The organism is Paenirhodobacter sp. (genome assembly GCF_050177655.1).
GTDB lineage: Bacteria > Pseudomonadota > Alphaproteobacteria > Rhodobacterales > Rhodobacteraceae > Rhodobacter.
Map to the genome: position 1 here is coordinate 26,389 of NZ_JBFXGV010000032.1, position 12,213 is coordinate 38,601.

Consider the following 12,213-nt stretch of genomic DNA (forward strand, 5'->3'; position numbering starts at 1 on the left):
GATGCCACGTCTTGGGTAGCAAAAATGTGAGAGCCCCAGATGCAGCCCCGCCCGACTGTGGCGAGCGGGACTCAGCGCAGGAGCGCCTGAACCTCGCGCCGATGCGCCGCGCGGCGATGTTCGAAAAGGTATATTCCCTGCCAGGTTCCAAGCGCCATCCGCCCCGAAATGACAGGAATCTGCAGGCTCACCGGCAAAAGCGCCGCCTTCACATGGGCCGGCATGTCGTCCGGCCCCTCATAGGTGTGGCGCATCCAGCCCATCTCCGGCCGGTCCGAGGGCGGCACCAGCCGGTCGAAGAACTCGGCCAGATCGACCCGCACCTCCGGATCGGCATTCTCCTGGATCAGCAGGCTCGCCGAGGTGTGGCGGATGAACAGCGTGAGCAGCCCCTCCTCGCAGGGGCGCACCCAGTCCGCCACCTCACGGGTGAATTCGTAAAGCCCGGGGCCGCGCGTCGCGATCTCGAAGCGGCGGTGCATCAGGCCTTCGGCGCCGGCGCGGGCAGCGGCACCGCCTGCGAACGGTCCTTCGCATAGACCGCGAGGCATTCCGGCTCGATCGCCATGATCGCCTGCTCCTTGGCGAAGGCGGCATCGACCTGCGCCGCACTCAGGCCGCGCTTGATCACGCCCTTCGGCTCCTTCGAGCCGTCGCCGATGCCGCGGGTCAGCGCCCAGGTGCCGCCCTCCTCGGCGGAAACCACGGCGAAACAGGTGCCGGCCTGATCCATGCGCGGCGCCTTCGGGTCGGCGGGCATGCCCTCGACACAGGCGGCAAGCAGGAGCGGCGAAAGCAGGAAAAGGCGGGTCATCGGGGTCTCCGTCGGGATTTCGGCAAGCCTAGCAGGCGCTTGCCGCGGCGAAAAGCCCTTGCCCTCACGCCTGCGCCGCAAAGACCGCGCGCGCCGCGGCGATCTCGGGCGCGCGCTCGGTCGCCCAGCGGATCAGCCCGTTCAGCGGGCCGAGCAGCGAGTGACCAAGCGGCGTCAGGCTGTATTCGACGCTCGGCGGTTTCGTCGGAAACACCGCGCGCGCGATCAGCCCGTCGCGTTCGAGATCGCGCAGCGATTGCGTCAGCATCCGGCGCGAGATGTCGGGCAGCGCCCGCGCCAGCGCGTTGAACCGCTGCGGCCCCGGCTCGAGTTCGAGCAGGATCAGCGTCGTCCATTTCGCCGCCAGATGGTCGAGCACATGGCGCACCGGGCAGTTTGCCAGATCGAACCCCTCGAAATCGCGCATCGGTTCCCTCCAGGTAACCTTGGCAGGCAAAGCTGCCTCCTTTCGCCGCCGCATGGCAGTCTCTAAATGAGACTTATATTCGATTCGAAACCGAAAGGAAACGACATGGGCGAGACCCTTTACATGGTGACCGGCGCGAGCGGTCAGCTCGGCCAGCTGGTGATCGCGGCGCTGAAGACGAAGGTCGCGCCCGCGCAGATCCTCGGCCTCGTGCGCAAGCCCGCCGATGCCGAGGCGCTGCAGGCGCAGGGGATCGGCGCGCGGATCGGCGATTATGACGATGTCGCAAGCCTGACCGCGGCTTTCGTGGGCGTCGGGCGGCTGCTGCTGATCTCGAGCTCGGCGGTAGGCCAGCGCGCGCGCCAGCACGGCAATGCGGTGGCGGCGGCGAAGGCCGCGGGCGTCGGCTTCATCGCCTATACCTCGATCCTGAACGCGCAGGCCTCGGCGATGGCGCTCGCCGCCGAGCACAAGGCGACCGAGACGATGATCGTCGAAAGCGGCATCCCCCACGCCTTCCTGCGCAATGGCTGGTATTCGGAGAACCTGCTCGCCGCGCTCGAAACCGATCTGGCGCTTGGCAAGCATTTCGGGGCGGCTGGCGAGGGCAAGTTCTCGACCGCACCGCGGCACGACTATGCCGAGGCGGCGGCGGTGGTTCTGGCCGGCACCGGGCATGAGGGCAAGACCTACGAGCTTGCCGGCGACAGCGCGGTGACGCTCGCCGACTTCGCCGCGCTGCTGTCGCAGGCGGCGGGCAAGACGGTGAGCTACGTCGACATGCCCGAGGCCGACTATGCGGCGGCGCTGATCGGCGCGGGCCTGCCCGAGGGCTTTGCCAAGATCCTCGCCGACAGCGACGCTCAGGCGGCGAAAGGCGCGCTTTACGAGGCGGGCGGCGCGCTCTCGGCGCTCATCGGGCATCCGACCGAGCCAATGGCGCAGACCATCGCGCGCGCACTCGCCTGAGCGCGACGCGCCCGGCCGTCAGTCGAAGGGGATCATCAGGAACCGCTGGCAGTAGTGCTGCGCCGCCGCGGCACTCATCCCCTTGTCGGTCGCGCCGAAACGGGTGAAGCCGCTGTCCGTCGCCTGTGCGTCGCTCAGCGAGAAATCGACCCCCTCGCCGGCACGGCGCGGCGGCGCCGAGGTGCGGTAGATCCGCGTCGAGGGCGGCAGGCCGAGGCCGCGGGTGACGTAATCGCCCGCGGCACACCAGAAATCATCGTTGCCGGTGAGCCCGCCGAAGGCGACGTGGAACGCCTGCGCACCGGTGGGTTGGACGGTGAGCCCGTTCACCGCCGGAAAGCCGGCGCCTCCGGCCTCGGCGGCAAGCCCGGTGAGGGCGAGGAGGGCAGCGGTGAGCGGAAGGGACAGCAAGCGCATGGGAGGATCTCCGATAATTCCGGTGGCCCGGATGGGTCTGATCTAGGAGGCGGAGGGCGCAAGTCCAAGGGCGGGCGGGGGCGCTGCCCCCGCACCCCCGAGGTATTTTTCGCAAGATGAAGGGGAAGCCGGTCGGTCCAGCTCCCTTGGGCCGGAAAACCGCGGCCGGGGTCACTTCGGCGGGGCGCAATAGGTCAGGGACTTGCAGGGAGGCTCGACGAAGTTGAAGAACCCCTCGAAGCCGGGCGCCACGACCACGGTGGCGTGCGCCGCATACCACCAATGCCCCGCGCCATGCCCGGGCACCGACGCATCGCAGGATCGGCCAAGATAGATCCGTCCCCCGTCGCGCAGCTGCATGACCGCACCATTGGGGTTGCAGCTGAACCCGGCGACATCCTCGGCGCCATAGCTGCGCGTCTGCTGCGCGCAGGCCGGTGCGGCCAGAAACGCCGCGGCCAGACAGATCAAAATCCGTTTCATCAAGGCATCCTTCTGAAAAACGTATCTCGAAATGAAAACGCCCCCTTGCGGGGGCGCCTGTCTCACTGGTCGAGGAAGGAGCGCAGTTTGCGGCTCCGGCTCGGGTGTTTCAGCTTGCGCAGTGCCTTCGCCTCGATCTGGCGGATACGTTCGCGGGTGACCGAGAACTGCTGACCGACCTCTTCGAGCGTGTGATCGGTGTTCATGCCGATGCCGAAGCGCATGCGCAGCACGCGTTCCTCGCGCGGGGTCAGCGAGGCCAGAACCCGCGTCGTCGTCTCCTTCAGGTTCTCCTGAATGGCAGAGTCGAGCGGCAGGACGGCGTTCTTGTCCTCGATGAAATCGCCAAGCTGGCTGTCTTCCTCGTCGCCGATCGGCGTTTCGAGCGAGATCGGCTCCTTGGCGATTTTCATCACCTTGCGCACCTTCTCGAGCGGCATCTGCAGCTTTTCGGCCAGTTCCTCCGGCGTCGGCTCGCGACCGATTTCGTGCAGCATCTGCCGCCCGGTGCGGACGAGCTTGTTGATCGTCTCGATCATGTGGACCGGGATGCGGATCGTGCGCGCCTGATCGGCGATCGAGCGGGTGATCGCCTGACGGATCCACCAGGTCGCATAGGTCGAGAACTTGTAGCCGCGGCGGTATTCGAACTTGTCGACCGCCTTCATCAACCCGATGTTGCCTTCCTGGATCAGGTCGAGGAATTGCAACCCGCGGTTGGTGTATTTCTTCGCGATGGAAATCACGAGGCGCAGGTTCGCCTCGACCATTTCCTTCTTCGCCTGACGGGCCTCTTTCTCGCCCTTCTGCACCTGGTTCACGATGCGGCGGAATTCGGAGATGTCGACGCCGACATATTGGCCGACCTGCGCCATCTCGGCGCGCAGATCCTCGACCTTCTCGCGGCTCTTTTCGAAAAGCGTCTGCCAGGCGCGGGCGGGCTTGTCGGCCATGCGGTCGATCCAGGTCGGGTCGAGCTCGTAGCCGCGGTATTCGTCGATGAACTCGCGCCGGTTGATGCGCGCGGCATCGGCGAGCTTCACCATGCCGCTATCGATCGACATGATCTTGCGGTTGATGCCGTAGCACTGGTCGATCAGCGCCTCGATGCGGTTGTTGTGCAGGTGAAGTTCGTTCACCAGGAGCACGATCTCCGAGCGCAGCTTCTGATAGGCGGCCTCCTCGGCGACGGTGAAGGTGCCGTCCTCGTTCAGCGTCGCCGACATCCGCAGATCCTGCATCTCGGCAAGGCGCGCGTAATCGCGCGCGATCACCTCGAGCGTCTCGAGCACCTTCGGCTTCAGCGCCGCTTCCATCGCGGCGAGCGACATGTTCGAGCTGTCGTCGTCCTCGTCCTCGTCGTCCACGCGCGAGATCGGGTTGCCGTCGGCGTCGAGCTCGGGCTCCTCCGATCCGGGGCGGCGCGCGACCGGCTCCGCGCCGGGCTCGGCCTCGGCCCCGGGCTCCTCGAGCCCCTCGCCCCCCTCCAGCTCCTCGTCGCCCTCGAGATTGCGCCCGAAGGTCGCCTCGAGGTCGATCACGTCGCGCAGCAGGATCTCCTCGTTGAGAAGTTCGTCGCGCCAGATCGTGATCGCCTGGAAGGTCAGCGGGCTTTCGCAAAGCCCGGCGATCATCGTGTTGCGGCCGGCTTCGATGCGCTTGGCGATCGCGATCTCGCCCTCGCGCGAGAGCAGCTCGACCGAGCCCATCTCGCGCAGGTACATCCGCACCGGGTCATCGGTGCGGTCGAGCGTTTCCGAGGTCGAGCTCGCCACCGCGACCTCGCGCGAGCCGGAGCCGGTCTCGACCACCGCGCCGCTTTCGCCCTCTTCGGCCTCCTCGGCCTCGACGACATTGATGCCCATCTCGGAGAGCATCGACATCACGTCCTCGATCTGATCGCCGGAGACCTGGTCCTGCGGCATCACCGCGTTGAGCTGGTCATAGGTGATATAGCCGCGCTCCTTCGCCTCGGCGATCATCCGCTTGACCGCGGCCTGGCTCATGTCGAAGGAGGTATCCTCCTCGGCGGCAGTCTCGGGCTTGTTGTCGTCGATGTCCTTGGCGGCCATGTCTGCTCCTCAATCGGGCTCGGTCGGTCGGGCAGTGCCCCGTCGCACGCGGCGCGACGCAATCGAATCGTTTCCAGCGGTTGTAGCGAATCACAGGGGCGAATCACAGGGGCGAATCAATCACCTCCCTGCGCGCCTCAGGATCTGCTTTTCCCGCCACCATGTTTCTCAAGCAATGCCTGCAGGAAGGCAGACATTGCCTCGCGGTCCTCTCCCATGTCGCCCGTATCCTCGAGCTTCGAGCGCGCGGCCTGATGCACGGCGCGGGTTGCCTGGGTGATGCGCCAGGTCACGCCCTCGTCGGCCAGGCCTTCGATCTCTTCCATCGCCTCCTCGGTTTCCGCCCGCACCGCCCGCGCCGCCTGCAGCTTGGCCATTTCCTCGGCCAGGCACATGCGGGCGAAATCGGGCTCGTCGCGGCGCAGCACCGGGGGAGCCGTGCGCACATGGGGATGGGCGCGCAGCTTTTCAAGCAGATCGCCGGTTTCCGCCTCGAGTGCGGTGGCAAGCGCCTCGGCCGACTCATGCGCATGGCGCAGCATCGCGCCGCGCAGCGCCTCGTGATCGGCAAGGCCAAGTTCGAGCGCCTCGAGCTGGCTCTCGAATTCCGCGACGAGCGTGGGATGGGTCGCGAGGATCGCGAGGATCATCGTCTCGCGCAGGTGTTCGGCGACCTGGGTATCGCCGGCGGTGACGAGCAGCGTCGAGCGCGTCGCGGGCAGCGGCAGCGCCGGGGGTTTCGCGCCGAAGCCACCGCGCCAGGGCGTCGCGCTGCGGGGGCCGGTGCCACGGGCGCCGCCCTCGCGGCCGAAATCGTCGCGCCCGAAACTGTCGCGCCGCCCGCGGCCGATGCCGAAAAGCTCCTCGCGCAGGCGTTTGATTTCCTCGCCGTAATGCGCCTTGATCGAGGGATCCTTGATCCGGCTGATCGTCGCGCGCAGCGTCTTGTCGAGCGCGGCGCGGCGTTCGGGGCTGTCATAGACCTTGCCCTCGGTCTCGCGGGTCCAGAGCAGGTCGACCATCGGCCGCGCGCCCTCGAGCACCCGCTCCATCGCGCCCTTGCCCTCCGCCTTGATCAGCTCGTCCGGATCCTGCCCGCCCGGCAGGATCGCGAAGCGCAGCCCCTTGCCCGCCTCAAGGAGCGGCAGCGCAAGGTCGATCACCCGCAGCGCCGCGCGCATCCCCGCCGCGTCGCCGTCGAGCGCGATCACCGGCTCGTCGTGGATGCGCCACATCAGATGCAGCTGCTCCTCCGTCACCGCGGTGCCGAGCGGCGCGACCGCCCCGCCGAACCCCGCCTCGACCAGCGCGATGACGTCCATGTAGCCCTCGGCCACGATCAGCCGCGCGCCCTTGCCGCAGGCCTCGCGCGCAGGGCCGTGGTTGTAGAGGTTGCGCCCCTTGTCGAAAAGCGCGGTCTCCGGCCCGTTGAGATATTTCGCCCGCGCGTTCGGGTCCATCGCGCGCCCGCCAAGCGAGATCGCCCGCCCCCGCCCGTCGCGGATCGGGTAGATGATGCGCCCGCGAAACCGGTCATAGGGCGCGCCGCCATCCTCGGGTTTCGCGCAAAGCCCGGCCTCGACGATCAGATCGGGGGCGATCCCCTTCGCCTTCAGCGCATTGAACAGCCCCTGCCGCTGATCGGGCGCAAAACCGATCTCGAACCGGTCCTGCGCCGCCTGACCAAGCCCGCGCCGCGCGAGATAGTCGCGCGCCTGCGCGCCGCCCTGCATGCTCAGCTGCAACCGGTAATGCCGGACCGCCTCCTCCATCACCTTCGCAAGCTCGCTGCGCCGGTCGGCCTTTTGCGCGGCGACCGGATCGCGCGCGGGCATCTGCATCCCCGCCTCACGCGCGAGGATCTCGACCGCCTCCATGAAGCCGACATTCTCGGTCTCGCGCAGGAAGGTCAGCGCATCGCCCTTCGCGTGGCAGCCAAAGCAATAGTAATAGCCCTTGCGGTCGTCGACGTGGAAGGAGGCGCTCTTTTCCTGATGGAAGGGACAGGGCGCCCAGAAATCGCCCTTCGCCTGGTTCGACTTGCGCATGTCCCATACGACCTTGCGCCCGACCACCTGGGAGATGGTCACGCGATTGCGCAGCTCGTCGAGGAAACCGGGGGGCAGACTCATAACCCCCTATATTGGGCGGCGGCGCGCCGGAGTCGAGAGGGGGTCACCGCACGCATCGTTAACGAATCGGAGCGGCCGGAGGTTAACGGATTTCGTAAAATCGTAACGAACCCGGAAAACATGTGGCGAATTGTCGAACCCGACGAAACGGCGCCCGCGCAGGCAGCGGAATTGGCCCGCCCTGCCCCACAATCGGGCGCGAATGCCTCGCGAATGCCTCATTTCGGCCCTGAATCGCGGTGATAACGATCAGCGGAAAACTCTCATGCGCCAACCCTTTTGCGGGCTGGCCCGAGGCGTTCGAAAAGGCAGCGATGATGCAGAACGAGCAGAAAAAAGAACAATCGGGCAAGGGGGCGCGCCGCTGGCTGCGCCGCTTCGCCGCCGAGGAGGATGGCGCGCTGATCATCCTCAGCATCCAGATCTTCCTCGTCATGCTGGTGTGCACCGGCATCGCCATCGACCTCGTGCGGCAGGAGGAACGCCGCACGCTGATCCAGAACACCATCGACCGCGCCGCGCTTGCCGCCGCCTCGCTCTCGCAGGATCTCGACCCGGAATTCGTGGTCAAGGACTACGTCGAGAAGGCGGGCCTCTCCTATCTCGACATCAAGCCGGTGGTCGAGGAGGGCAGCTTCAAGGAATGGCGCCGCGTCACGATCTCGGTGAAGGACCGGATGCCGACGATCTTCGGCCCGCTCGTCGGCGTGACCGAGCTTGCCGCCGCCGGCAACAGCCAGGCCGAGGAATCGGTCGGCAACGTCGAGATCTCGCTCGTGCTCGATATCTCGGGCTCGATGGATTACAACATCTACCACGACAACGACAGCCGCTACATGGGCGTCTACCCGACCCGGATGGATCAGCTGCGCCCCGCCGCGCTGAACTTCGTCGACCAGATGTTCGACACGGTGCAGCCGCCGACGGCCCCGGCGGGCCGGCTCTCGATCTCGATCGTGCCCTACAACCAGCAGGTGACGCTCGGCTCTCAGGTCAGCTCGGTCTTCAAGCTGTCCTCCGACCATACCAAGAACACCTGCGCCGATCTCGAAGTGCTCTCCGACACCTCGATCGCGATCTCGCCCTCGACCACGCTGCAGCGCACGATGTATGGCGACAGCTTCGACTACTGGGGCCAGGCCGCACTCGGCCAGGGCACCTGGTCGGTGCAGACCAATGCCTACAACATGAACTGCAAGGAAAACAGCGTCTCCTCGGTGCTCGCCTTCAGCAACGACCAGACCACGATCAACAACAAGATCAACGCCCTCACCCCCGGCGGCGACACCGCGATCGACATCGGCGCGCGCTGGGGCCTGGGGCTGCTCGATCCGGCGGCGCGCCCCGCGCTCACCTCGATGATCTCGAAGAACTGGGCGAGCTCCGATCTCGCCGGGCGCCCGCTCGACTATGACGACGGCACCAAGGCGGTGGACGAGACCTCGATGAAGGTGCTCGTGCTGATGACCGACGGCCAGAACACGCGCTCCTATTCGACGAAACCGGCCTATCGCACGGGCGAGTCGAACTTCGTCTCGACGGTCAGCGCCAGCGCCTTCTCGAATTCGAGCAACTCGACCTACTGGAACGGGCTCTACTACTACGACGCCTCGCGCACGAAGCCCTATTACAGCTTCCGCTATGCGAAGTGGTATTACGCCTACCAGATGCCGAGCAATATCTACCCGATCACCTGGGACACGATCTGGGACAAGGGCTACTCGCTGCAATACGTGATCCAGACCTTCCTCTATCCGCCGATGCACTCGATTTCCTACTCGAACACCACGACGTCGATCTACGAGGACATGGCGGTGCAGTCGGAATTCACCGACAAGGACACGGCGCTGAGCAACCTGTGCACCACCGCCAAGGACAAAACCCACGGCATCGTCGTCTTCACCGTCGCGGTGAACGCGCCGACCGAGGGCCGGGAGATCCTGCGCAAATGCGCCACGGCGGACAGCTACGCCTATAACGTGACCGCGAGCGGCCTGACCGATGCCTTTGCCTCGATCGCGTCGTCGATCAACTCGCTCAGGCTGACGAACTGAGGGAGGACAGAATGTCCAGCACCCAAGCCCAAACCCCCGAGGCGCGGCCCCGGCGCCGCCTTCTGGCCCGGCTGCGCGCCTCGGAAGAGGGCGCGGTCACGATCCCCGCGCTGCTCTGGCTGCCGCTCTTCATCATGATCATGACCGCCTCGGTCGAGCTTTGCGTGCTGATCCTGAAACAGACGCTGCTCGATCGCGGGGTCGACCTGACGGCGCGGATCCTGCGGCTCGGCATGCAGCCCTTCCCGACCGATCACGACGTGCTCAAGCGCTCGATCTGCAACAACATCGCCTATATCCCGAACTGCATGGACCGGCTCGCCGTCGAGGTCTTTCCGATCGACACCACGACCTGGACGGCGGCGAACAGCGCGGCTCCGCTGTGCACCGATTCCTCCTCGAGCGTGGCGCTGAACCCGGTGCTGACGGGCGGCTCGTCGAACCAGATGATGATCATGCGCGCCTGCCTCAAGGTCGACACGATGACCGAGGTGGACCCGCTCGCCTGGGCGCTGGTGCGCGATGCGGGCGGGCAGACCGCGCTCGTCACCACCACCGCCTTCGTGCTGGAATAGGAGGGGCGAGGATGCGTTTTCTCCGCAAGCTTCTGACCGACCGCCGCGGCTCGATCCCGATCGAGGGGCTTTTCGGCGGGCTCCTGCTGCTCGGCTGGTATGCGATCGCCTTCCAGTTCTACGACGCCTTCCGCGTCCGTTCGATCGCGACGCGCGCCACCTATGTGGTGGGCGACCTGATCTCGCGCGAGGCCAATGCGATCGGGCCGGACTATGTCGAGGGGCTGAAGAAGGTCTTCGACTATATCTCGAACGCACCGAATTCGAACTACACCTGGTTGCGGGTGACGCTGATCTCCTGCACCGCGACCAACAGCAACCTGAACAATTGCGACGGCAAGACCAAGCTCTTCACCCTCAATACCGCCGAGGACGACACGAGTGTCACCGCCTCCTACACCACCAATTCCGCGGTGGCGAAACACACCCAGGCCTCGATCAACGCCGAGGCCGACCGGATCCCGGTGATGGCGGCGGGCGACATGGCGGTGGTGGTGGAAAGCTCCTATTTCTACTGGCCGATCTTCGGCCTCGGCAACCGCGCGATGATGCTCGACGGCAAGACCTGGACGCAGCAGGGGCTGAGCTCGAATCTCCGCTTCTCGAGCCTCGCGGTGACCCGGCCGCGCGGCGTGCGCACCACCTGGGACACCACCAAGTGACCCCGTGGGCGCCGGCAGCGGCGCCCTCCCCGCTCAGGCGCCCACCGCCTTGCGCACCATGTCCCAATAGATCGTCTCGACCGTGGCGCGGCTCAGCCGCCCGCCCTCTCGATACCAGGTATTGACCCCGGTCAGCATCGCGATGATCGCCATCGTCGCAAGCTTGGTGTCGGGCGCAGCAAAGACCCCCTCCGCCTGCCCCGCCTTCAGGATCGTCTCGAGCTCGGTCTCATAGGCCCGGCGCAGCCCCTCGATCACCGCGAAATTTTCCGGCCCGAGGTTGCGCAATTCCATGTAGCTCAGAAACACCGCCTCCGCCCGCATCAGGTTGAAGCGGATGTGAAAGCGCACGAAAGCCTCGAGCGCGGCCATCGCCCCCTGCCCCCGCGGCTCCTCGCCCCAGGCGGCGAGCAGCTCCTCCATATGCGATTTCAGCAGATCGAAGAGCAGCGCCTCCTTGTCGGGCGTGTAAAGATAAAGCGCCCCCGCCTGCACCCCCACCGCCGCCGCGATCTGCCGCATCGAGACCGCGGCAAAGCCGTGGCGCGCGAAAAGCCGGCTCGCCTCCGCGCGGATGCGCGGGCCGGTGATTTCGGAATGGGAGCCGGTCTTGCGTGCCATGACGCCACGCTATCTGAACGCGCGTTCAATATCAAACCGGCCGTGCGCCCGACCCCACCCCCCCGCGCGAAGGGCTCTGGCCTTGCGCGCCCGGCCCGCCTATTGTCGCGCCATCCGACCCGGAGGCAAGATGACCCGTCCCGCCCTGATCCTGATCTGCCTCACGCTCGCGGGCTGCGGCGCGGCGCGCGAGGGCGACTATCCCGCGCTCGTGCCGATGGAAACGCTGCTCGACGAGGCGCCGCTCACCCCCTCCCCCGCCCCCGCGATCGAGGCGCGCGCCGCCGCGCTCAACGCCCGCGCCGAGGCGCTGCGCCACGAGACGCCATAGGGCGGAACGCCCCGAAGGGGGCGAAAGCCGCCTGTGCCGCGTTGCATGGCGGGCGCCGACAGGCTAAGAGCGCGCAACGCTCCCATTCGACGAGGTTCCCATGTCCACCCCCGCCGCAAAACCGCTCCGTCTCGGCATCGCGGGGCTCGGCACCGTGGGCATCGGCACCGTCAAGATCGTGCAGCGCCACGCCGATCTGATCGCCGCGCGCACCGGCCGGGCGGTCACGATCACCGCCGTCTCCGCGCGCGACCGCACCAAGAACCGCGACGCCGATCTGTCGGCCTATGCCTGGGAAAGCGACCCGGTCGCCCTCGCTCAGCGCGCGGATGTCGACGTCTTCGTCGAGCTGATGGGCGGGCACGAGGGCGCGGCGAAGGCGGCGACCGAGGCCGCGCTCAAGGCCGGCAAGGATGTCGTCACCGCGAACAAGGCGCTGCTCGCGCATCACGGCCAGGCGCTCGCCGAACTGGCCGAAAGCCTCGGCCGGGTGATCCGTTTCGAAGCGGCCGTCGCTGGCGGCATCCCCGTCATCAAGGCGCTGACCGAGGGCCTCGCCGGCAATCGCATCCGCCGCGTGATGGGGGTGATGAACGGCACCTGCAACTACATCCTGACCCGGATGGAAGACGCCGGCCTGCCCTATGACACCGTCT

At 66.8% G+C, this 12,213-nt stretch carries 14 protein-coding genes; 6 read left to right on the forward strand and 8 right to left on the reverse strand.

From position 1 onward, the window contains the following. Positions 1-71: 71 nt before the first annotated feature. From AB7U46_RS11965 to AB7U46_RS11975, 3 genes are all read right to left on the reverse strand, one after another. Positions 72-482 carry a secondary thiamine-phosphate synthase enzyme YjbQ gene (locus tag AB7U46_RS11965; RefSeq protein ID WP_428337205.1) on the reverse strand — a complete coding sequence of 137 codons (411 nt, stop codon included), beginning with the start codon at positions 480-482 and terminating at the stop codon, positions 72-74. Next, complete coding sequence (locus AB7U46_RS11970) at positions 482-814, reverse strand: hypothetical protein (RefSeq protein ID WP_428337206.1); 333 nt, start codon at positions 812-814, stop codon at positions 482-484. Before AB7U46_RS11970 ends, AB7U46_RS11965 begins: the two co-directional genes overlap by 1 nt. Positions 815-878: 64 nt before the next feature. Then, on the reverse strand, positions 879-1,241 hold the full coding sequence (locus AB7U46_RS11975) for a winged helix-turn-helix transcriptional regulator (protein ID WP_428337207.1): 363 nt from the start codon (positions 1,239-1,241) through the stop codon (positions 879-881). Between the two features lie 105 nt (positions 1,242-1,346). On the opposite strand from AB7U46_RS11975, the gene AB7U46_RS11980 reads away from it, so the two are divergent. Then, complete coding sequence (locus tag AB7U46_RS11980) at positions 1,347-2,210, forward strand: SDR family oxidoreductase (protein ID WP_428337208.1); 864 nt, start codon at positions 1,347-1,349, stop codon at positions 2,208-2,210. A gap of 18 nt (positions 2,211-2,228) precedes the next feature. On the opposite strand, the gene AB7U46_RS11985 is transcribed toward AB7U46_RS11980, so the two are convergent. The 4 genes from AB7U46_RS11985 to dnaG form a co-directional block, all read right to left on the reverse strand. Then, positions 2,229-2,627 (reverse strand): hypothetical protein, encoded by a 399-nt coding sequence (locus AB7U46_RS11985; protein ID WP_428337209.1) that lies wholly within the window; start codon positions 2,625-2,627, stop codon positions 2,229-2,231. Positions 2,628-2,798: 171 nt separating this feature from the next. Continuing rightward, complete coding sequence (locus tag AB7U46_RS11990) at positions 2,799-3,110, reverse strand: hypothetical protein (protein ID WP_428337210.1); 312 nt, start codon at positions 3,108-3,110, stop codon at positions 2,799-2,801. Between the two features lie 62 nt (positions 3,111-3,172). After that, entirely contained in the window at positions 3,173-5,182 is a 2,010-nt protein-coding gene (rpoD, locus tag AB7U46_RS11995; RefSeq protein ID WP_428337211.1) for an RNA polymerase sigma factor RpoD, read from the reverse strand. Between the two features lie 137 nt (positions 5,183-5,319). Then, positions 5,320-7,314 (reverse strand): DNA primase, encoded by a 1,995-nt coding sequence (dnaG, locus tag AB7U46_RS12000; RefSeq protein WP_428337212.1) that lies wholly within the window; start codon positions 7,312-7,314, stop codon positions 5,320-5,322. 314 nt (positions 7,315-7,628) lie between these two features. Here dnaG and AB7U46_RS12005 point away from each other — a divergent pair, with 314 nt between their 5' ends. Genes AB7U46_RS12005 through AB7U46_RS12015 form a run of 3 tightly spaced genes read left to right on the forward strand, consistent with a single transcriptional unit; the run spans position 7,629 to position 10,605 of the window. Beyond that, complete coding sequence (locus tag AB7U46_RS12005; RefSeq protein WP_428337213.1) at positions 7,629-9,368, forward strand: TadE/TadG family type IV pilus assembly protein; 1,740 nt, start codon at positions 7,629-7,631, stop codon at positions 9,366-9,368. A gap of 11 nt (positions 9,369-9,379) precedes the next feature. Continuing rightward, positions 9,380-9,943: a TadE/TadG family type IV pilus assembly protein gene (locus tag AB7U46_RS12010; protein WP_428337214.1), complete on the forward strand. Its 564-nt coding sequence runs from the start codon at positions 9,380-9,382 to the stop codon at positions 9,941-9,943. An 11-nt stretch (positions 9,944-9,954) separates the two neighbouring features. Next, complete coding sequence (locus tag AB7U46_RS12015) at positions 9,955-10,605, forward strand: hypothetical protein (protein WP_428337215.1); 651 nt, start codon at positions 9,955-9,957, stop codon at positions 10,603-10,605. Between the two features lie 33 nt (positions 10,606-10,638). On the opposite strand, the gene AB7U46_RS12020 is transcribed toward AB7U46_RS12015, so the two are convergent. After that, the gene (locus AB7U46_RS12020) at positions 10,639-11,226 is read right to left on the reverse strand and encodes a TetR family transcriptional regulator (protein ID WP_428337216.1); all 588 of its coding nucleotides are present in this window, start codon (positions 11,224-11,226) and stop codon (positions 10,639-10,641) included. Positions 11,227-11,356: 130 nt separating this feature from the next. On the opposite strand from AB7U46_RS12020, the gene AB7U46_RS12025 reads away from it, so the two are divergent. Both AB7U46_RS12025 and AB7U46_RS12030 read left to right on the forward strand, forming a co-directional pair. Further along, positions 11,357-11,557 (forward strand): hypothetical protein, encoded by a 201-nt coding sequence (locus tag AB7U46_RS12025; RefSeq protein WP_428337217.1) that lies wholly within the window; start codon positions 11,357-11,359, stop codon positions 11,555-11,557. Between the two features lie 100 nt (positions 11,558-11,657). After that, on the forward strand, positions 11,658-12,213 hold a 556-nt coding region (locus AB7U46_RS12030; protein ID WP_428337218.1), incomplete at its 3' end, for a homoserine dehydrogenase.